General features: G+C 67.3%; 21 protein-coding genes. 12 read left to right on the forward strand and 9 right to left on the reverse strand.

What is annotated here, in order from left to right:
- Window positions 1-103: 103 nt before the first annotated feature.
- Together gap and ACIGKL_RS05400 are read left to right on the forward strand one after the other, a co-directional pair.
- A complete protein-coding gene (gap, locus tag ACIGKL_RS05395) occupies window positions 104-1105 on the forward strand; it encodes a type I glyceraldehyde-3-phosphate dehydrogenase (RefSeq protein ID WP_397485664.1) in 1002 nt (333 codons plus the stop codon).
- Between the two features lie 13 nt (window positions 1106-1118).
- Window positions 1119-1583, forward strand: coding sequence for a methylglyoxal synthase (locus ACIGKL_RS05400; RefSeq protein WP_397485665.1), 465 nt, complete (start codon window positions 1119-1121; stop codon window positions 1581-1583).
- Between the two features lie 111 nt (window positions 1584-1694).
- On the opposite strand, the gene arfB is transcribed toward ACIGKL_RS05400, so the two are convergent.
- The gene (gene arfB, locus ACIGKL_RS05405) at window positions 1695-2108 is read right to left on the reverse strand and encodes an alternative ribosome rescue aminoacyl-tRNA hydrolase ArfB (RefSeq protein ID WP_397485666.1); all 414 of its coding nucleotides are present in this window, start codon (window positions 2106-2108) and stop codon (window positions 1695-1697) included.
- Between the two features lie 129 nt (window positions 2109-2237).
- On the opposite strand from arfB, the gene ACIGKL_RS05410 reads away from it, so the two are divergent.
- Both ACIGKL_RS05410 and ACIGKL_RS05415 read left to right on the forward strand, forming a co-directional pair.
- Window positions 2238-3302, forward strand: coding sequence for a metal-dependent hydrolase (locus tag ACIGKL_RS05410; protein ID WP_397485667.1), 1065 nt, complete (start codon window positions 2238-2240; stop codon window positions 3300-3302).
- 35 nt (window positions 3303-3337) lie between these two features.
- On the forward strand, window positions 3338-5170 hold the full coding sequence (locus ACIGKL_RS05415; protein WP_397485668.1) for an ABC transporter ATP-binding protein: 1833 nt from the start codon (window positions 3338-3340) through the stop codon (window positions 5168-5170).
- A 285-nt stretch (window positions 5171-5455) separates the two neighbouring features.
- On the opposite strand, the gene ACIGKL_RS05420 is transcribed toward ACIGKL_RS05415, so the two are convergent.
- Window positions 5456-6775: a DEAD/DEAH box helicase gene (locus tag ACIGKL_RS05420; protein ID WP_397485669.1), complete on the reverse strand. Its 1320-nt coding sequence runs from the start codon at window positions 6773-6775 to the stop codon at window positions 5456-5458.
- Between the two features lie 162 nt (window positions 6776-6937).
- On the opposite strand from ACIGKL_RS05420, the gene ACIGKL_RS05425 reads away from it, so the two are divergent.
- The 3 genes from ACIGKL_RS05425 to ACIGKL_RS05435 all read left to right on the forward strand — a co-directional run bounded on the left by ACIGKL_RS05425 (window position 6938) and on the right by ACIGKL_RS05435 (window position 9379).
- Window positions 6938-8239, forward strand: a complete 1302-nt coding sequence (locus ACIGKL_RS05425) for a mechanosensitive ion channel family protein (RefSeq protein WP_397485670.1) — start codon at window positions 6938-6940, stop codon at window positions 8237-8239.
- A 54-nt stretch (window positions 8240-8293) separates the two neighbouring features.
- On the forward strand, window positions 8294-8701 hold the full coding sequence (locus ACIGKL_RS05430; protein ID WP_397485671.1) for an anti-virulence regulator CigR family protein: 408 nt from the start codon (window positions 8294-8296) through the stop codon (window positions 8699-8701).
- A 99-nt stretch (window positions 8702-8800) separates the two neighbouring features.
- Entirely contained in the window at window positions 8801-9379 is a 579-nt protein-coding gene (locus ACIGKL_RS05435; RefSeq protein ID WP_397485673.1) for a dihydrofolate reductase family protein, read from the forward strand.
- On the opposite strand, the gene rarD is transcribed toward ACIGKL_RS05435, so the two are convergent.
- The 4 genes from rarD to ACIGKL_RS05455 all read right to left on the reverse strand — a co-directional run bounded on the left by rarD (window position 9380) and on the right by ACIGKL_RS05455 (window position 12422).
- A complete protein-coding gene (gene rarD, locus ACIGKL_RS05440; RefSeq protein ID WP_397485674.1) occupies window positions 9380-10273 on the reverse strand; it encodes an EamA family transporter RarD in 894 nt (297 codons plus the stop codon).
- The gene (locus ACIGKL_RS05445) at window positions 10273-11145 is read right to left on the reverse strand and encodes a carboxylate/amino acid/amine transporter (RefSeq protein ID WP_397485675.1); all 873 of its coding nucleotides are present in this window, start codon (window positions 11143-11145) and stop codon (window positions 10273-10275) included. The genes rarD and ACIGKL_RS05445 overlap by 1 nt, the downstream gene beginning before the upstream one ends.
- 227 nt (window positions 11146-11372) lie before the next feature.
- Entirely contained in the window at window positions 11373-11972 is a 600-nt protein-coding gene (locus ACIGKL_RS05450; RefSeq protein WP_397485676.1) for an FMN-dependent NADH-azoreductase, read from the reverse strand.
- 135 nt (window positions 11973-12107) lie between these two features.
- Window positions 12108-12422 carry a 3-phosphoglycerate kinase gene (locus ACIGKL_RS05455; protein ID WP_397485677.1) on the reverse strand — a complete coding sequence of 105 codons (315 nt, stop codon included), beginning with the start codon at window positions 12420-12422 and terminating at the stop codon, window positions 12108-12110.
- A gap of 85 nt (window positions 12423-12507) precedes the next feature.
- On the opposite strand from ACIGKL_RS05455, the gene ACIGKL_RS05460 reads away from it, so the two are divergent.
- The 3 genes from ACIGKL_RS05460 to ACIGKL_RS05470 are packed head-to-tail and all read left to right on the forward strand — an operon-like array spanning window position 12508 to window position 14802.
- A complete protein-coding gene (locus tag ACIGKL_RS05460; RefSeq protein WP_397485678.1) occupies window positions 12508-13434 on the forward strand; it encodes a LysR family transcriptional regulator in 927 nt (308 codons plus the stop codon).
- 10 nt (window positions 13435-13444) lie between these two features.
- Window positions 13445-14242: an alpha/beta fold hydrolase gene (locus tag ACIGKL_RS05465; protein WP_397485679.1), complete on the forward strand. Its 798-nt coding sequence runs from the start codon at window positions 13445-13447 to the stop codon at window positions 14240-14242.
- Between the two features lie 5 nt (window positions 14243-14247).
- Entirely contained in the window at window positions 14248-14802 is a 555-nt protein-coding gene (locus tag ACIGKL_RS05470; protein WP_397485680.1) for a peptidylprolyl isomerase, read from the forward strand.
- 159 nt (window positions 14803-14961) lie between these two features.
- On the opposite strand, the gene fpr is transcribed toward ACIGKL_RS05470, so the two are convergent.
- Window positions 14962-15741, reverse strand: a complete 780-nt coding sequence (fpr, locus tag ACIGKL_RS05475) for a ferredoxin-NADP reductase (protein ID WP_397485681.1) — start codon at window positions 15739-15741, stop codon at window positions 14962-14964.
- A 114-nt stretch (window positions 15742-15855) separates the two neighbouring features.
- Between fpr and ACIGKL_RS05480 the strand changes: the two genes are divergently transcribed.
- On the forward strand, window positions 15856-16782 hold the full coding sequence (locus ACIGKL_RS05480; protein ID WP_397485682.1) for a LysR family transcriptional regulator: 927 nt from the start codon (window positions 15856-15858) through the stop codon (window positions 16780-16782).
- Between the two features lie 63 nt (window positions 16783-16845).
- Here ACIGKL_RS05480 and erdR read toward each other — a convergent pair whose 3' ends face one another.
- On the reverse strand, window positions 16846-17493 hold the full coding sequence (erdR, locus tag ACIGKL_RS05485) for a response regulator transcription factor ErdR (RefSeq protein WP_021445471.1): 648 nt from the start codon (window positions 17491-17493) through the stop codon (window positions 16846-16848).
- A gap of 203 nt (window positions 17494-17696) precedes the next feature.
- On the opposite strand from erdR, the gene ACIGKL_RS05490 reads away from it, so the two are divergent.
- The gene (locus ACIGKL_RS05490; RefSeq protein WP_397485683.1) at window positions 17697-18668 is read left to right on the forward strand and encodes a DMT family transporter; all 972 of its coding nucleotides are present in this window, start codon (window positions 17697-17699) and stop codon (window positions 18666-18668) included.
- Here the strand turns inward: ACIGKL_RS05490 and ACIGKL_RS05495 are convergent.
- Window positions 18583-19308, reverse strand: a complete 726-nt coding sequence (locus ACIGKL_RS05495; RefSeq protein ID WP_397485684.1) for a tRNA-uridine aminocarboxypropyltransferase — start codon at window positions 19306-19308, stop codon at window positions 18583-18585. The two genes, ACIGKL_RS05490 and ACIGKL_RS05495, sit on opposite strands and share 86 nt — an antisense overlap.
- Window positions 19309-19323: the final 15 nt, after the last annotated feature.

Raw genomic sequence — 19323 nt, forward strand, 5'->3', positions numbered from 1 at the left:
CTGTTTGTAGTTTTAACAAAATACTGCCACTCAAAAGGCTTGATTTCTAGTCCCATGCGAATAATCTTGTAATTCCAACAACAAAATTACGAGAACCCTCACCATGACCCTGCGAATCGCCATCAATGGTTTTGGCCGCATCGGCCGCAACGTACTGCGCGCACTCTATACCCAGGATTATCGCCAGCATTTGCAGGTGGTGGCGATCAACGATCTCGGCGACAGCGCCATGAATGCCCACCTGCTGCGCCACGACAGCGTACACGGCCCGTTCGCCGGCGAGGTGGTGGCCGACGGCGAGAGCCTGTGGGTCAACGGCGACCGCATCGCCGTCAGCGCCATCCGCAACCCGGCCGAACTGCCCTGGAAGGCCCACCAGGTCGACGTGGTGTTCGAATGCACCGGGCTGTTCACCGACCGCGACAAGGCCGCCGCCCACCTGACCGCCGGTGCGCGCAAGGTGCTGATCTCGGCGCCGGCCAAGGGCGCCGACGCCACCCTGGTCTACGGGGTCAACGAAGGCGTGCTGACGCCGGCCATGCAGATCCTCTCCAACGCCTCCTGCACCACCAACTGCCTGGCACCGGTGGCGCAGGTGCTGCATCGCGAGCTGGGCATCGAGCAGGGGCTGATGACCACCATCCACGCCTACACCAACGACCAGAACCTCTCCGACGTCTACCACAGCGACCCCTACCGCGCGCGCTCGGCCACCCAGTCGATGATCCCGACCAAGACCGGCGCCGCCGAGGCGGTCGGCCTGGTGCTGCCGGAGCTGGCCGGCAAGCTCACCGGCATGGCCGTGCGGGTGCCGGTGATCAACGTGTCGCTGGTCGACCTGACCCTGCAGCTCAAGCGCGAGACCAGCGCCGAGGAAGTCAACGCCCTGCTCAAGGCCGCCAGCGAGCAGTCGCCGGTGCTGGGCTACAACACCCTGCCGCTGGTGTCCTGCGACTTCAACCATAACCCGCTGTCGTCGATCTTCGACGCCAACCACACCAAGGCCAGCGGCAAGCTGCTCAAGGTGATGGCCTGGTACGACAACGAATGGGGCTTCTCCAACCGCATGCTGGACAACTGCCTGGCCCTGTCGCGCCTGATGTGAGCGAGGAATGTCGATGAGCCGTATCAGCTTCACCAGCGCCAGCCTGCCGGCGCGCAAACGCATCGCCCTGGTGGCCCACGACCACTGCAAGGGTTTCCTGCTCGACTGGTGCGAGCGCCAGCGCGAACGGCTGGCCAAGCACCAGTTGCTCGCCACCGGCACCACCGGCCTGCTGCTGAGCAAGCGCCTGGGGCTGCCGGTGGAAAGCATGATCAGCGGCCCGCTGGGCGGCGACCAGCAACTCGGCGCGCGCATCGCCGAGCAGCGCGTGGACATCCTGGTGTTCTTCTGGGACCCCTTCGAGCCGCAGCCGCACGACCCGGACATCAAGGCGCTGCTGCGGGTCGCCGCGGTGTGGAACATCCCGGTGGCGTGCAACGAGAGCAGCGCCGACTATCTGCTCAGCAGCGCCCTGCTGGAGCAGCAGCACGAGTACCGCATTCCCGACTACCAGGCCTATCTGGCGGCGCGCGGGTAGGGTGACGCGGGGCAGCCCAGGTCGTGCGCACCAAGGAGAGCGGCGTCGCCCGTTAAGGTGCGCACGGCGCACCCTACGTAAAGCCGTTACCCGCCGTGGCACCTGACTCCGCTAGAAATCTACCCTGCCACGCCCGGCCTTGATCGCCCCACGCTTGCTCTTGCCGTCCAGGCGGCGCTGTTTCGAGCCCAGGGTCGGCTTGGTCGGGCGGCGCTTCTTCTCGGTCTTGCCGGCGCTGCGAATCAGCTCGGCCAGGCGCTCGAGGGCGTCCATGCGGTTCTGCTCCTGGGTGCGGTACTGCTGCGCCTTGATGATCACCACGCCCTCCGCGGTGATACGGCTGTCGGCGAGCGCCAGCAGGCGCTCCTTGTAGAACGGCGGCAAGGACGAGGCCTGGCTGTCGAAGCGCAGGTGCACGGCGCTGGACACCTTGTTGACGTTCTGCCCGCCGGCGCCCTGGGCACGAATGGCGCTCAGCTCGATTTCCTCGAGCGGCAGGTGGACGGCGTTGGAGACGATCAGCATGGCGTGGATCCGCGAGACTCAGGCCGCCAGGATAGCCGCTGACGCTGTAACCTTTGCTTGAAATTTCTCCGCGGCATTCGGCCACGGCCTCGGCTAACGTAGCGACCTGCCCTCACGCGAGCTCAATTGATGGATTCGATCACCCAAGCCGTACTCGGCGCCAGCATCCAGGGCGCCCTGCTCGGCCGCTGGCAGGGGCGCAAGGCGCTGCTGTACGGCGCCATGCTCGGCACCCTGCCGGATCTCGACGTGGTCATCGACTACGGCGACGCCGTGGCGGACATGACCTACCACCGCGGCTTCAGCCATTCGCTGTTCGTCCTCAGCGCCCTGGCCCTGCTGCTGGCCTGGCTGGCCCGGCGCTTCCGGCCGCATCCCGGCTATTCGGCCAATCGCCTGCTGCTCACCCTCTGGCTGGTGCTGATCACCCATCCGCTGCTGGACGCCCTGACCAGCTACGGCACCCAGCTGTTCTGGCCGCTGATGCCGATTCCCACCGCCTGGTCCAGCCTGTTTATCATCGACCCGCTGTTTACCCTGCCGTTGATAGTCGCCGTAGCGCTCGGCCTGCTCGGCGGGCTGCGCGAACAGGCCTGGCGGGTGCCGGCCGTGGCCCTGGCGCTGTCCACGCTCTATATCGGCTTCAGCCTGGCCGGCAAATACATGGCCGAGCAGCGCGTGGAGGCCGAGCTGGCGCGCCAGGGCATCGTCGCCGAGCAGCTGTTCGTCACCCCGACGCCGCTCAACAGCCTGCTGTGGCGAGTCATAGTGCTGGACGGCGAGCACTATCACGAGGCGCTGGTCGGCTGGTTCGACGACGCACCGCCGCAGCTGCAACGCCTGCCGCGCGGCACGCAGCTGCGCGAGCAGTTGCTCGACTCGCCCGCGCACCAGCGCCTGGCCTGGTTCACCGACGGCGTGCTGCGCTACGACCAGATCGGCGATCGCCTGATCGTCACCGACCTGCGCCTGGGCATGACCGGCTTCCACCCCTTCCGCTTCGACTTCGCCCGCCTGCAGGACGGCCAGTGGCGGGTGCACCGACACATCGACCGCCTGCCCTTCGAGCGCGGCGACCCGACGCACCTCAAGCTCCTGCTGCGGCGCATCTGGCAACCGGATCTGCAGGTGCCGCTGCTGGCCTGGGCCGGCGAGCTGGAGAAACCCCTGCTAAGCGAGACGCGCTCGCGCTAACATCGGCATCCACTCCCCGAGGCAGGATGCCTGAGATGCTGTTCCGCCGTTTCGAGTCGCTGATCGACGCCTTCCAAGCCAGCCCGGACGTGCAGCCGCCCGCCGGGCTGGTGCGCTTCTACCTGCACTACCTGCGCCAGGTCTGGCCGCTGATGCTGGCCCTGCTGGTAATGGGCTTCTTCGCCGCGGTGATCGAGGTGGCGCTGTTCGAGTTCCTCGGCCGCCTGATCGACATGGCGCAGCGCACGCCGAGCGCCGAGTTCTTCCAGCAGTACCGCGGCGAGCTGCTGTGGATGCTGCTGGTGGCGCTGATCCTGCGCCCGCTGGTGTTCGGCCTGCACGACCTGCTGGCCAACCAGGCGGTCAATCCGGGGCTGACCAACCTGATCCGCTGGCAGAACCACCGCTACGTGCTCAAGCAGAGCCTGAGCTTCTTCCAGAACGACTTCGCCGGGCGTATCGCCCAGCGCATCATGCAGACCGGGCCGAGCCTGCGCGAGTCGGCCATGCAGCTGGTCGACGCGCTGTGGTTCGTGGTGGTCTACGCCGGCAGCGCGCTGTACCTGTTCGCCGCCGCGGACCTGCGCCTGATCCTGCCGCTGCTGGCCTGGATCGTCGGCTACTGCCTGCTGCTCTGGTATTTCGTGCCGCGCATCCAGCAGCGCTCGGCCGCCGCCTCGGCGGCGCGCTCGAAGGTCATGGGCCGGGTGGTGGACGGCTACAGCAACGTCACGACGCTCAAGCTGTTCGCCCACACCCGCGAGGAAGAAAGCTACGCCCGCGAGGCCATGCAGGAGCTGCTGGACAGGGTGCACCAGCAGACCCGCACCGTGACCCTGCTCGACGTCAGCATCACCAGCCTCAACGGCGTGCTGATCGTCGCCACCGGCGCCCTGGCGCTGTGGCTGTGGAGCCTGGGGTCGATCAGCACCGGCGCCATCGCCCTGGCGCTGGGCCTGGTGCTGCGCATCAACAACATGGCCGAGTGGGTGATGTGGGTGGTCAACGGCATCTTCGAGAACGTCGGCACGGTGCAGGACGGCATGCGCACCATCGTCCAGCCGCGCCAGGTGCTCGACCGCGAGGACGCCCAGCCGCTACGCGTGGAGCGCGGCGAGGTGCGTTTCGAGGACATCCACTTCCACTACGGCAAGGCCGGCGGGGTGATCGCCGGGCTCAGCCTGAACGTGCGCGCGGGCGAGAAGATCGGCCTGGTCGGGCCGTCCGGCGCCGGCAAGTCGACCCTGGTCAACCTGCTGCTGCGCCTGTACGACCTGGAGAGCGGACGCATCCTGGTCGATGGCCAGGACATCGCCGCGGTGAGCCAGGAGAGCCTGCGCGCGCAGATCGGCATGGTCACCCAGGACACCGCCCTGCTGCACCGCTCGATCCGCGACAACCTGCGCTACGGCCGCCCGGACGCCAGCGAGGCGCAGTTGCTGGAGGCGGCGCGCAAGGCCCGCGCCGACGCCTTCATCCCGCTGCTGGACGACGGCCAGGGCGGCTACGGCATGGACGCCCAGGTCGGCGAACGCGGGGTCAAGCTGTCCGGCGGCCAACGCCAGCGCATCGCCATCGCCCGGGTGCTGCTCAAGGACGCGCCGATCCTGGTGCTGGACGAAGCCACCTCGGCGCTGGATTCGGAAGTCGAGGCGGCGATCCAGGACAGCCTGGACGAGCTGATGCAGGGCAAGACGGTGATCGCCATCGCCCACCGCCTGTCGACCATCGCGCGCATGGACCGCCTGGTGGTGATCGACCAGGGCCGCATCGTCGAGAGCGGCAGCCACGCCGAACTGGTCGCCCGCGGCGGCCTGTACGCGCGCCTGTGGCAGCACCAGACCGGCGGCTTCGTCGGGGTGGATTGACGAGCCCCTGTGGGAGGTGATGCTGTTCACTTAAGGATGCGCGCGTTCTGCTCCCCTCTCCCATTTATGGGAGAGGGGTTGGGGGGAGGGTCGAAAACACCGCGAAACTGCCGGTTTCCCCCTCTCCGAACGCGGCCCGCCCTAACCCTCCCCCCAGAGGGGACTGATCGCGTCCGGCCGACGATTAAGTGAGCAGCATTACCCTGCGAGAGGGGCTTTAGCCGCGACCGCCAGAGCAACGTAGCCCGGATTTCATCCGGGCTACGGGTCAGTCAGCCGGTTCGATCACTCCGCCGCCGGCTTCTTGCGCTTGAGCGGCGCCAGGCCGTCCTCGCTGACCAGCGCCGAGGGTTTGCCGGCCGGGCGCGGGCCGGTCTTGCGCTTGGGCGCGGCCTTCTTGGCGTCCTTGTCGGTCTTTTTCTTCTTGCTGCCGGCGGCCTTGCCCGAGGCCTTGAGGTTCTTCGGGCCCTGGTAGACGCCCTTGAGTTCCTTGATGGTGCGGCGCTCGAAACGCTGTTTGAGGTAGCGCTCGATGCTCGACATCAGGTTCCAGTCGCCGTGGCAGATCAGCGATACCGCCAGGCCTTCGCCACCGGCGCGGCCGGTACGGCCGATGCGGTGCACGTACTCGTCGCCGGAGCGCGGCATGTCGAAGTTGATCACCAGGTCCAGACCCTCGACGTCCAGGCCGCGGGCGGCCACGTCGGTGGCCACCAGGACCTTGACCGCGCCCTGGCGCAGGCGCTCGATGGCCAGCTTGCGATCCTTCTGGTCCTTCTCGCCGTGCAGCACGAAGGCCTTGACCCCGGCCGCCACCAGCTTGCCGTAAAGGCGGTCGGCCTGCACCCGGGTGTTGGTGAAGACGATGGCCTTGTCGTAGCTCTCGTTGGCCAGCAGCCAGTCGACCAGCTGCTCCTTGTGGTAATTGTGGTCGGCGGTGACGATCTGCTGACGGGTGCCCTCGTTGAGCTGGCTGACGCTGTTGAGCATCAGGTGCTGCGGTGCCTTGAGCACCTTGGCGACCATCTCGCGCAGGCCGTTGCCGCCGGTGGTGGCGGAAAACAGCAGGGTCTGGTGCGGCCCGCAGGCTTCGGCCAGGCGCTGGGCGTCCTCGGCAAAGCCCATGTCGAGCATGCGGTCGGCCTCGTCGAACACCAGCACCTCGACCTCGTTCAGCGGCAGGTTGCCGGCGTTGGCGTGCTCGATCAGACGGCCCGGGGTGCCGATCAGGATGTCGATCTTGCGCATGTTCGCCGCCTGCACCTTGAAGTCCTCGCCGCCGGTGACCAGGCCGGCCTTGAGGAAGGTGAACTGGGCGAAGCGCTCGACTTCCTTGAGGGTCTGCTGGGCCAGCTCGCGGGTCGGCAGCAGGATCAGCGCGCGGATGCTCAGGCGCTGCTGCGAGTTGCCGTCACCGAGCAGGCGATTGAGCAACGGCAGGACGAAGGCGGCGGTCTTGCCGCTGCCGGTCTGGGCGATCACCCGCAGGTCCTTGCCCTCCAGCGCCGGCGGAATCGCTGCCGCCTGCACCGGGGTGGGCTCGACGAAATTAAGCTCGGCCACGGCTTTCAGCAGGCGTTCATGCAGGGCGAATTGGGCAAACACGGGGGCACTACCTCGAAAAATCGACAAAACGGTGCATAGCCTAACGGTTTCCGCCGCCGCGGCCGAATTTCTTTGCACCGCGGCGCCGCCTGGGTTGCGAACCCATGCCATGAGGATGGTCTAATTGGCCCCTTCCCGAGCATCGACAGGTCATTTTCGCCCATGGATACGGATCAGCTGCTGAGCCAGGCCGAGCAACTCTGGAACCACTTCGACCAGTACCCCTGGCTGGGCGCCATCGCCGGCCTGCTGGTGCTGCTGCTGGTGGCGCTGCTGGCCGGACGCCTGGCACGCTTTCTGATCCTGCATGCAAGCAAGCTGCTGGCGCGCCAGCCGGCGCTGTTCTGGCTGGAGGACCTGCGCCACAACAAGGTGTTCAACCGCCTGGCGCAGATGGTGCCGTCGCTGCTGGTGCAGTTCGGCCTGGTGCTGGTGCCGGAGCTGAGCGACAAGGCCGAGCACTTCCTGCGCAACCTGGCCCTGGCTTTCACCCTGCTGTCGCTGACCCTGGCCGTCAGCGCCCTGCTCAACGCCCTGCTCGACCTCTACGCGCGCACCCCGCACGCGCGCACCCGCTCGATCAAGGGCTACGTGCAGTTGGCCAAGATGCTGCTGTACGTGTTCGCCGCCATCGTCATAGTCGCCACCCTGATCGACCGCTCGCCGCTGCTGCTGCTGTCCGGCCTCGGCGCCATGTCGGCGGTGATCCTGCTGGTGTACAAGGACACCCTGCTGTCCTTCGTCGCCGGTGTGCAGCTGACCAGCAACGACTCGCTGCGCGTCGGCGACTGGATCGAGATGCCCCAGGTCGGCGCCGACGGCGACGTGGTGGACATCAGCCTGCACACGGTCAAGGTGCAGAATTTCGACAAGACCATCGTCTCCATCCCCACCTGGCGGCTGATGGCCGAGTCGTTCAAGAACTGGCGCGGCATGACCCAGGCCGGCGGCCGGCGGATCAAGCGCAGCCTGCACCTGGACGCCGGCCTGGTGCGCTTTCTCGACGCCGCCGAGGAACAGCGCCTGGCCGGCGTGCGCCTGCTCACCGATTATCTCGGCCACAAGCAGGCCGAACTGCGCCAGTGGAACGCCGAGCACAAGGTCGAGAACGGACCCTCGGCCAACCGCCGGCGCATGACCAATATCGGTACCTTCCGCGCCTACGCCGAGGCCTACCTGAAGAACCACCCGCAGATCCGCCAGGACATGACCCGCATGGTGCGCCAGCTGCAACCCGGCGCCGAAGGCATCCCGCTGGAGATCTACTGCTTCACCGGCACCACCAACTGGCTGGAATACGAACGCATCCAGAGCGACATCTTCGACTACCTGCTGGCCCTGCTGCCGGAGTTCGACCTGGCGCTGTACCAGCAGCCGGCCGGCAACGACCTGCGCCAGGGCCTGCAGGCGCTGAGCCAAAGGCTGCCGTCACAATCGTCAGCGGCGCCGACGCCGGAAGCTTGAACCGCCCCGGCCGCGGCGTTCTAATCGGCATACCCCTTCGCTGGAGCCCCGCCCATGCCTGCCATATCCCGAACGCCCCTCGCCCTCGGTCTCAGCCTGCTGCTGGTCGCCTCGCCATTGCTGGCCAGCCCGCCGCCGGGCAAGGGCAAGCATGGCGGCGGCCACGACGAGGTGCAGATCGACCTGCGCGGCCCGACCGTGGATATCGGCCAGGTGCGCATCGTGCTCGGCGACAACCGCCAGCTGATCGGCCCGACCTCCGCCCTGCCGCCCGGCATCGCCAAGAACCTGGCCCGCGGCAAGCCGCTGCCGCCGGGCATCGCCAAGAACTTCGACAGCCGTCTGTCGGCGCGCCTACCCTATTACGAGGGTTACCAGTGGAAACAGGTGGGCCGCGACGTGGTGCTGGTGGCAATCGCCAGCGGGATCGTCTATGAGATATTGAGGAACGTGCTGGACTAAACCAGAGCCCCGGGCGCCGCCGACCAGCGGTCGCCGCGCCCGCCGAACTTGTCGCCTACGCATCGCTCCAACGCTCAGATGACTCGTTGCGGAGGCATGATGAACCCCTCGCTGATCTACCACGTCACCTCAAGCCTCGATGGCTATATCGCCCGCCCCGATGGTCGCCTCGACTGGTTCGAAGCCCAGCGCCAGCCGGACGAGGAATACAGCTTCCAATACTTCTACTCCAGCGTCGACGCCCTACTGATGGGCCGCGGCACCTACGAGGCGCTGCTCAACCGCGGCGGGCCCTGGCCCTATCCGGGCAAGCCCTGCGTGGTGCTCACCCGCTCCCAGTTACCGCGCGCGGCGACCGAGGTGCAGCTGACCCATTGCACGCCGGGGCAGGCCGTGGCGGCGTTGAAGGAAGCCAAGTTCCAGCGCATCTGGCTGGTCGGCGGCAGCTCCCTGGCGGGCACCTGCTACACCGCCGGCCTGCTCGACGAAGTGGTGATCAACCTGGTACCGCACCTGCTCGGCGCCGGCATTCCGCTGCTGGCCAGCGGCATGGAGCGCAGCCTGGTGCTGAGCGACCAAAGGCGCTTCAACAGCGGCACGGTGCAGCTGCACTACCAGGTGAAGAAGCAGGCCAGCCAGCCGACGCAGATTCCCATGCCGCGCATCAGCGCCGCCTGATCAGTGCCCGCGCTGCTGCTTGCGCAGCAGCCGGGCGCTGTCCCAACCGACCAGCAGCACCGCCAGCCAGATCGGCAGGTAGGTCAGCCATTGCCCGGCATCGAAGGACTCGCCGAGCACCAGCAGGGCCACGCCGAACAGCAGCACCGGCTCGACGTAACTGAGAATGCCGAACAACCCCAGCGGCAGCAGGCGGCTGGAGGCCATCATCGCGGCGAAGGCCAGGGTACCGATCAACGCCATGCCGGGCACCAGCAGCCAGAGCGCGGCCCGCTCCTCGAAGGCACCCACCGGCGCGTAAGCGACGATCAGCCAGATCGCCAGCGGCGCCAGCATCAACATCTCCAGCACGAAGCCCGACAGCGCATCCAGACGCATCCAGCGGCGCAGCATGAAGTAAGGCGGATAACCCAGCGCGGTGACCAGGGTCAGCCAGGAGAACGCCTGGCTGCGCCATAGCTCGTGCGCCACGCCGAGCACGGCGCAGGCCACCGCCAGCTGCTGCAGCGGGCGCAGGCGTTCGTCGTAGAACAGCCGCCCGGCCAGTACCATGGCCAGCGGCAGCAGGAAGTAGCCCAGCGACACCTCGAGCATGCGCCCGGCCAGCGGCGCCCAGAGAAACAGCCCCCACTGCACGCCGATCAGCACCGCCGCCAGCGGCCAGGCGGCCAGCAGCAACGGCTCGCGGCGCAGACGGGCGAAGGTCTCGCGCAGCAGTGCTCCCTGGCGGGTCAGCAGAACCAGCAACAGCACCAGCGGAATCGACCAGAGCACGCGCTGGGCGAAGATCTGAATGCCGTCCAGCGGCGCCAGCAGTTGCACGTAACCCGGCAACACGGCGAACAACAGCGAAGCCCCCACCGACAGCGCCAACCCACGTCCGGACAGCTGCATCAGGCCGTCCTACCCTGTAGCGGGCGCCTGCGACCTAGGCCGGCCAGCGGCAGCGACACGACGATCACCGCACCGCCCAGGGCCAGGCGCAGCAGATCGGCGTCCTGGTTCCAGAGCAGCAGATTGACCAGCAGCCCGGCCGGCACCAACGCATTGTTCATCACCGCCAGGGTGCCGCCGTCGACCAGGCTGGCGCCCTGGTTCCACCAGTACAGCCCCAGCCCCGAGGCCATCACACCGAGCCAGGCGAGCACAGTCCACTGCAACGGGGTGCTCGGCAGACGCTCGGCATTGCCCAGCAGCAGGAAGGCCGGCAGCGCCACCAGCAGCGCGCCCAGGTAGAAGAAGCCGAAACGCCGGTACTGCGGCTCGCTCGAGGGATGGCGTAGCAGCAGGTGCTTGTACAGCACCTGGCCGGCGGCGAAGGTGAAATTGGCCAACTGCAGCAGCAGGAAGCCGAGCAGGAACCCCTGACTGACGCCGTCGTAGCGGATGATCCCGGCACCCAGCACCGCCACCAGCGCGGCGAGCAGCGCCCAGGGGTTGAAGCGGCGATTGAGGGCGTCCTCGATCAGGGTCACGTGCAGCGGCGTGAGGATGGTGAACAGCAGCACCTCGGGCACCGTCAGCAGGTTGAAGCTGAGGTACAGGCAGACGTAGGTGACGCCGAACTGCAGCGCACCGATCAGCAGCATGCCGCGCACGAAGGCCGGCGCCTGGCCGCGCCAGCGGGTCAGCGGGACGAACAGCAGGCCGGCGATGAGAATGCGGCTGAGCACGGCGAAATAGCTGTCGACCGCCCCGGCCAGGTACTCGCCGATCAGGCTGAAGGAGAAGGCCCACAGCAGGGTCACAATCAGCAGGTAACGCACGGCGAGCTCCAGGTAACGAAGGCGGCGACCTTAGCGCGTTCGCTACTGGCGGACAATCCGTAGCAGCGGCGTAAGCCGCGAACAGGGTGGGGCCCGGTCGCAATCCGGACGGATCCGCGTGAAGATCTGCGGCTATGCGCCGGACCAAAGAAAAAACCGGCCGCCCCTTGTCGAGGCGACCGGCACAAGCGCCCGCGAGCGGGCGACTCAGGAGAGTGAAGGCGCGATCAGGCCACTGCGGCCAGCTTGGCCTTGGCCTGGGCCAGGCCCTTTTCGCTGAACTCGCCGCCCATGTTCAGGCCTTCGGCATGGATGAACTGCACCTCGTGGATGCCGATAAAGGCCAGCGCCTGGCGCAGGTAGGGCTCCTGGTGATCCAGGCCGCTGCCGGCGTAGATGCCGCCGCGAGCGGTGAGGACGAAGGCGCGCTTGCCGCTGAGCAGGCCCTGCGGGCCGGTTTCGCTGTACTTGAAGGTGACCCCGGCGCGCAGCACGTGGTCCAGCCAGGCCTTGAGGGTGCTGGGGATGGCGAAGTTGTACATCGGCGCGGCCAGCACCAGCACGTCGGCCGCCAGCAGCTCGTCGGTGAGCTGGTTGGAACGCGCCAGCGCGGCCTGCTCCGCCTCGCTCTGCTGCTCGGCCGGGGTCATCCAGCCGCCCAGCAGGGTGGCGTCCAGGTGCGGCACCGGCTCGGCGGCCAGGTCGCGGATCTGCACCTGGTCGGCGGGATGGGCGGCCTGCCAGTTGGCGATGAACTGCTGGGTCAGCTCGCGGGACACCGAGCCTTGTTGACGGGCGCTGCTTTCGATTACCAGAACACGGGACATGTTTGAGACTCCATCGAGGTGGGTGAAGGTCGATGGAGCAGAGATTAGAGTCGCAACTATCGATTAAAAAGCGCAAAAATCCGCTTACATATATCGACAAAGTTGATTTATCTATGACCCGGCACTAGGCTCTGCTTACTTGAGGCCACAGGTCAGGCTGACCCGCAGACGAATCACGCTGCGGGTGAACTTGACCGTCAGATTGGTGTTCGCCCCCGGCGCCAGCACGGCGCGACGGGTACGCGGCGCCTCGGGGCCGTTGCGAAACACCGCGCTGCATTCGGCCTCGCTCTGACCATAGTTGTAGAGCATCAGCGCCGCCATGTTGTGGTCGATCTCCTGGGTGCTGGCGGACACCTCGGCGCCGTTGAGCTGCTTGGCCAGCTCGATGGGGTAGGCATGGGCGCCCAGCGGCAGCAGGGCGAACAGCAGGCAGCAGAGTTTTTTCATCGGCGCTCTCCAACGGGGGAGCGCCAGTGTAGGTCGGGATCGTCGGCGATAAAACCCGCCGCGCGGCAATAAACAGGACGGTGCGATGAAGGCTCCCCGCGTAACCCTGGATCAGTGGCGCACCCTGCAGGCGGTGGTCGACCAGGGCGGCTTCGCCCAGGCCGCCGAGGTGCTGCACCGCTCGCAGTCCTCGGTCAGCTACACCGTGGCGCGCATGCAGGAACAGCTCGGCGTGCCGCTGCTACGCATCGACGGGCGCAAGGCGGTGCTCACCGAAGCCGGCGACGTGCTGCTGCGCCGCTCGCGGCAACTGGTCAAGCAGGCCAGCCAGCTGGAAGACCTGGCCCACCATATGGAGCAAGGCTGGGAGGCCGAGGTGCGCCTGGTGGTGGACGCCGCCTACCCCACCGCCAATATCGTCCGCGCGCTGTCGGCCTTCATGCCGCAGAGCCGCGGCTGCCGCGTGCGCCTGCGCGAGGAGGTGTTGTCCGGGGTCGAGGAGGTGCTGCACGAAGGCTCCGCCGACCTGGCCATCAGCGCCCTCAACATCACCGGCTACCTGCCGCAGGAACTGGGCGAGGTGGAGTTTATCGCCGTGGCCCATCCGGAACATGCCCTGCACCGCCTGCAGCGCGAGCTGAGCTTCCAGGACCTGGAAACCCAGATGCAGGTGGTGATCCGCGACAGCGGCCGGGTGCAGCCGCGCGACAGCGGCTGGCTCGGCGCCGAACAACGCTGGACCGTCGGCAGCCTGCCCACCGCGCGCACCTTCGTCGGCAGCGGCCTGGGTTTTGCCTGGCTGCCGCGCCACCTGATCGCCCGCGAGCTGGACGAGGGCCTGCTCAAGCCGCTGCCGCTGGCCCAGGGCGGCACGCGCAAGCCGCGCTTCTTCCTCTACAGCAACAAGGAGCGCGTGCTCGGCCCGGCCACGCAGATCCTCATCGAGCTGATCAAGAACTTCGACGCCGCCCCCCTGGATGCCGCCTTCGCCGCCCCGCAGTCGCCCAACTGAGACCCCGGCCATGCCCTACTTCGACAACGACGGTTGCCAGCTGCACTACGAGGACTACGGCCACGGCGCGCCGCTGCTGCTGGTGCACGGCCTGGGTTCGAGCACCCGCGACTGGGAGTACCAGATTCCCGTGCTCAGCCAGCACTACCGCGTGCTGGCGCTCGACGTGCGTGGCCACGGCCGCTCGGACAAACCGCGCGAGGCCTATCGCATCGCCGATTTCGCCGATGACGTGGCCGCGCTGATCGAGCACCTGCAGCTGCCACCAGTGCACCTGGTGGGCATCTCCATGGGCGGCATGATCGGCTTCCAGCTCGGCGTCGACCGCCCGGAGCTGCTGCGCAGCCTGACCATAGTCAACAGCGGCCCGGAGGTGAAGGCGAAGAGCCCGCGCGACTGGCTGGAAATCGGCAAGCGCTGGAGCCTGTCGCGCCTGCTCAGCCTGGAGACCATCGCCAAGGCGCTGGGCAAGCTGCTGTTTCCCAAGCCGGAGCAGGCCGAGCTGCGGCGCAAGATCGAAGAGCGCTGGCCGCAGAACGACAAGCGCGCTTACCTGGCCAGTCTCGACGCCATCATCGGCTGGGGCGTGCGGGAACGCCTGCACCGCATCGCCTGTCCTACCCTGGTGATCACGGCCGACCGCGACTACACCCCGGTCGAGCGCAAGCGCGAGTACGTCGCCGAAATGCCCGACGCGCGCCTGCTGGTGATCGAAAATTCGCGCCACGCCACCCCGCTGGATCAACCCGAACGCTTCAACAGCGCCCTGCTCGCCTTTCTCGAAGAAACCGCCAACAAGGAAAACTGACCATCATGCTCAAGCAACTCGCCTTCGCCGCCTGCTCCCTGCTGCTGTCCACCAGCCTGCTGGCGGCGGACAATCCCAAGGTACTGCTGACCACCAGCCTCGGCGAGATCGAGGTGGAGCTGGCCGCCGACAAGGCGCCGATCAGCACCGCCAACTTCCTCAAATACGTCGACAGCGGCTTCTACGCCGGCACCCAGTTCCACCGGGTGATCCCCGGCTTCATGGTCCAGGGCGGCGGCTTCGATGCGCAGATGCAGCAGAAGGACACCGACGCGCCGATCAAGAACGAGGCCGACAACGGCCTGCACAACGTGCGCGGCACCCTGGCCATGGCCCGTACCCAGGTGCGCGACTCGGCCACCAGCCAGTTCTTCATCAACCACAAGGACAACGCCTTCCTCGACCACGGCTCGCGCGACTTCGGCTACGCGGTGTTCGCCAAGGTGACCCGCGGCATGGAGGTGGTGGACAAGATCGCCCAGGTGCCCACCGCCAACCGCGGCATGCACCAGAACGTGCCGCGCGAGCCGGTGCTGATTATCGAGGCCAAGCGTTTATAAGACTTGCCCCTCCGTAGGGTGGACATGCCGAAGACTTGTCCACCTAATCGGCGGCGACGGCGGACCAGTCTGGCGCCATGTCCACCCCGGCCCCACTGGTTCCATTCCATAAACGAAGAAGCCGCCCCAGTGGGCGGCTTCTTCGTTTGACGGACTGGCCTACTTCTCGACGAAGGCGCGCTCGATCAGATAGTCGCCCGGCTCGCGCATACGCTGGGAGATCTTCAGGCCGAAGCTGTCGAGCACGGCACTGGTCTCGTCGAGCATGCTCGGGCTGCCGCAGATCATCGCGCGGTCGTCCTGCGGATTGATCGGCGGCAGGCCGATGTCGGCGAACAGCTTGCCGCTGCGCATCAGGTCGGTCAGACGGCCCTGGTTCTCGAACGGCTCACGGGTCACGGTCGGGTAGTAGATCAGCTTGTCACGCAGGGACTCGCCGAAGAACTCGTTCTGCGGCAGGTGCTCGGTGATGAACTCGCGGTAGGCCACTTCGTTCACGTAGCGCACGCCGTGCACCAGGATCACTTTCTCGAAACGCTCATAGGTTTCCGGGTCCTGGATCACGCTCATGAACGGCGCCAGGCCGGTGCCGGTGGACAGCAGGTAGAGATGCTTGCCGGGGTTGAGATCATCGAGCACCAGGGTACCGGTGGGCTTCTTGCTGATGATGATCTCGTCGCCCTCCCTGAGGTGCTGCAACTGCGAGGTCAGCGGACCGTCCGGCACCTTGATGCTGAAGAACTCCAGATGCTCTTCCCAGTTCGGGCTGGCGATGGAGTAGGCGCGCATCAGCGGACGACCGTTGGGCTGCTGCAGGCCGATCATGACGAACTGGCCGTTCTCGAAGCGCAGGCCCGGATCGCGGGTGCACTTGAAGCTGAACAGGGTGTCGTTCCAGTGGTGGACGCTGAGCACACGCTCGACGTTCATATTGCTCATGCGGACTTCCTCGCGCAGACGGCAACCAAAAAAGACGAATTGCGCGGCATTCTAGGCGGGCGCAGAATATCTGTTAAGTGGATTATCAAGATATAGGTTATCGGTTATATCGATATGCGATTTACTCTCAGACAACTCCAGGTCTTCGTCGCCGTGGCCCAGCAGGAAAGCGTCTCGCGCGCGGCCGAGTCGCTGGCCCTGTCGCAATCGGCTACCAGCACCTCGCTGACGGAACTGGAGCGCCACTCCGACTGCCAGCTGTTCGACCGCGCCGGCAAGCGCCTGGCGCTCAACGCCCTGGGCCGACAGTTGCTGCCGCAGGCGGTGGCGCTGCTCGACCAGGCGCGCGAGATCGAACGCCTGCTCGGCGGCAAGAGCGGCTTCGGCTCGCTCAACGTCGGCGCCACCCTCACCGTGGGCAACTACCTGGCCACCCTGCTGATCGGCAGTTTCATGCAGCGCCATCCCGAATGCCGGGTGAAGCTGCAGGTGCACAACACCGCGCACGTGGTGCAGCAGATCGCCCACTACGAGCTGGACCTGGGCCTGATCGAAGGCGACTGCCAGCATCCGGACATCGAGGTGCAGCCCTGGGTCGAGGACGAACTGGTGGTGTTTTGCGCGCCGCAGCATGCGCTGGCCGCGCGCGGCACGGCGACGCTGGAGGAACTCACGCAAGAGGCCTGGATTCTCCGCGAACAGGGCTCGGGCACCCGCCTGACCTTCGACCAGGCCATGCGCCATCACCCGCGCAGCCTGAATATCCGCCTGGAGCTGGAACACACCGAGGCGATCAAACGCGCCGTGGAATCGGGCCTGGGCATCGGCTGCATCTCGCGCCTGGCGCTGCGCGACGCCTTCCGCCGCGGCAGCCTGGTGGCGGTAGAGACGCCGCAGCTGGATCTGCGCCGGCAGTTCTATTTCATCTGGCACAAGCAGAAGTACCAGACCGCGGCCATGCGCGAGTTTCTCGAGCAGTGCCGCGCGCTCACCGTCGGGGTGGCGCGCAGCGATCAGATCGTCTTGCCGTCGATTGCCTAGGGTGGACAGGCCGCAGGCTTGTCCACCGTCCTACACGGCGAACGCTTGCGTCCGCGCGGGCCATTAACCCGGAATCGACTCCATCTGCTGCAGCAGCAGCGCCGCCTGGGTGCGGGTGCGCACCCCGAGCTTGCGGAAGATGGCGGTGACATGGGCCTTGACCGTGGCCTCGGAGACGCTCAGCTCGTAGGCGATCTGCTTGTTCAGCAGGCCTTCGCAGACCATGGTCAGCACGCGGAACTGCTGCGGGGTCAGACTGGCCAGGCCGGCGCTGGCGGCCTTGGCCTCGGCCGACACCGGCGCGCCCTCCTCGGCCAGCGGCGGCCACCAGGTGTCGCCGTCGAGCACCTGGCGCACGGCCTGCTGGATGGTTTCCAGCGGGCTGGACTTGGGGATAAAGCCGCTGGCGCCGAACTCGCGGGAGCGGTTGACCACCGAGGCCTCCTCCTGCGCGGAGATCATCACCACGGGAATCTGCGGGTATTGCCCGCGCAGCAGCACCAGGCCGGAGAAGCCGTAGGCGCCGGGCATGTTGAGGTCGAGCAGAACCAGGTCCCAGTCGCTCTTGGCGGCCAGGTGGCCTTCCAGTTCGGCGATGCTGGCGGCTTCCACCAGCCGCACCTCGGGCCCCAGACCCAGGGTCAGGGCTTGCTGCAGGGCGCTGCGAAACAACGGATGGTCGTCGGCAATCAGGATTTCGTAGGCGGCCATTGGCGGATCCTGTTCTTGTTATGAGTGCACTGCGCTGAGTATGGCAGTGCCTGGCGCCGGACGACCCGCTCAAGCCTGCGCGCTCGGCGCGACAGGCTCCCCATACGGAGCGACGGCGGCGCCCAGCATGCCGAGCCGTGACGGGGTGGTCAAGCGCCGCGCTTTGCGGCACGATTCGCCGCTTTGCCCGCCGAGACACCGCCATGCCAAGCCAAGCCCTGCGCGCCGACCTGTTGATGCTGATCACCGCGATGATCTGGGGCAGCGCCTTCGTCGCCCAGCGCCTGGGCATGGACAGCATCGGCCCCTTCCTCTACACCGGCCTGCGTTTCGCCCTGGCCTGCCTGGTGCTGCTGCCGCTGCTGGCCCTGCTGCAACGCCGCAGCCGACGCCCGGCGGCGCCGCTGAGCCGCGGCCTGCTGCTCGGCGGCGTGGTGATGGGCCTGGCGCTGTCGCTGGGGATCAACCTGCAGCAGGTCGGCCTGCTGTTCACCACGGTGACCAACTCCGGCTTCATCACCGGGCTGTACGTCATAGTCGTGCCGATCCTCGGCCTGCTGATCGGCCAGCGCAGCGGCCTGGGCATCTGGCTGGGCGCCAGCCTGGCGGTGTTCGGCATGTTCCTGCTCAGCGTCGGCGAAGGCTTCAGCGTCGCCTCCGGCGACTGGCTGCAGCTGGCCGGCGCCTTCGTCTGGGGCGTGCACGTGCTGCTGGTGGGCTTCTTCGCCAGCCGCCACGATCCGCTGCGCCTGGCCTTCATCCAGTTCGCCACCTGCGCCGCGATCAGCCTGCTGCTGGCGCTGATCTTCGAGACGGCGACCCTGGACGGCATTATCAAAGCCGGCCCGGCGATTCTCTACGGCGGCCTGTTCGGCGTGGCCATCGGTTTCACCCTGCAGGTGGTGGCGCAGCAGCACGCGATCGCCTCGCACGCGGCGATCATCCTCTCGCTGGAGGCGGTGTTCGCCGCCATCGCCGGCGCCCTGCTGCTCGGCGAGGTGCTGGCGCTGCGCGGCTACCTGGGCTGCGCGCTGATGTTCGCCGGCATGCTGCTGGCCCAGCTGTGGCCCAAGCCGCTGCCGGCCGCGCTCAGCGCAATGCCTGCAGGCGCCGATGCAGCGCGTCGGAAAGATCCAGCGGCAGGCGCCGCTTGGCCGCCAGGTAGTGCTGACTGAAGACATCCAGGTAGCAGTCCAGCGCCTCGCTGGCGCGGGCGTCGCCGGCCAGCTCCAGGCACATGGCCGCCACCTCGGCGGTGCACAGGTGCTCGCCGCGGCTGGAGCGGCGCAGGCGGTAGCGCGACAGCTGCGCCGGGGTCAGGCTGAGCACCGGCAGCGCGTCCAGATAGGGGCTCTTGCGAAACATCTTGCGCGCCTCGGTCCAGGTCGCATCCAGCAGCACGAACAGCGGGCGCTTGCCCGGCGCCAGATGCACCTCGTCCACCACCCGCTCGGGCGCGGCGTACTCGCCGGGGAACACCAGGTAGGGCTGCCACTGCGGCTCGGCGAGCAGCGCCGGCAGCGCCGGATCGACCGCAGTGCGCGTCCAGCCGAAGGCGTGGGTGTCGGCCACCACGTCGGCGATCAGCCAGCCGGTGTTGCTCGGCTTGAGCGCCTCGATATCGTGCATCACCAGGCACATGCCGGCATCCGCCGCGACCCGCGGGCGCCAGGCGCACAGGCAGTAGTCCGGCTGCACCCGGCAGGCCGGGCAGCGCTCGGCGCGCGAGCCGCGGGCGACGAAGGGTTTCACGCTGCGCGCCAGGCGCTCGGCGCGCAGCCGGGCGACGGCATGCGGGGGATGGGACTGGTCCACGAACAAGGCTCGGCA

This window comes from Pseudomonas sp. NPDC077186 (genome assembly GCF_044543505.1).
Taxonomy (GTDB): domain Bacteria; phylum Pseudomonadota; class Gammaproteobacteria; order Pseudomonadales; family Pseudomonadaceae; genus Aquipseudomonas.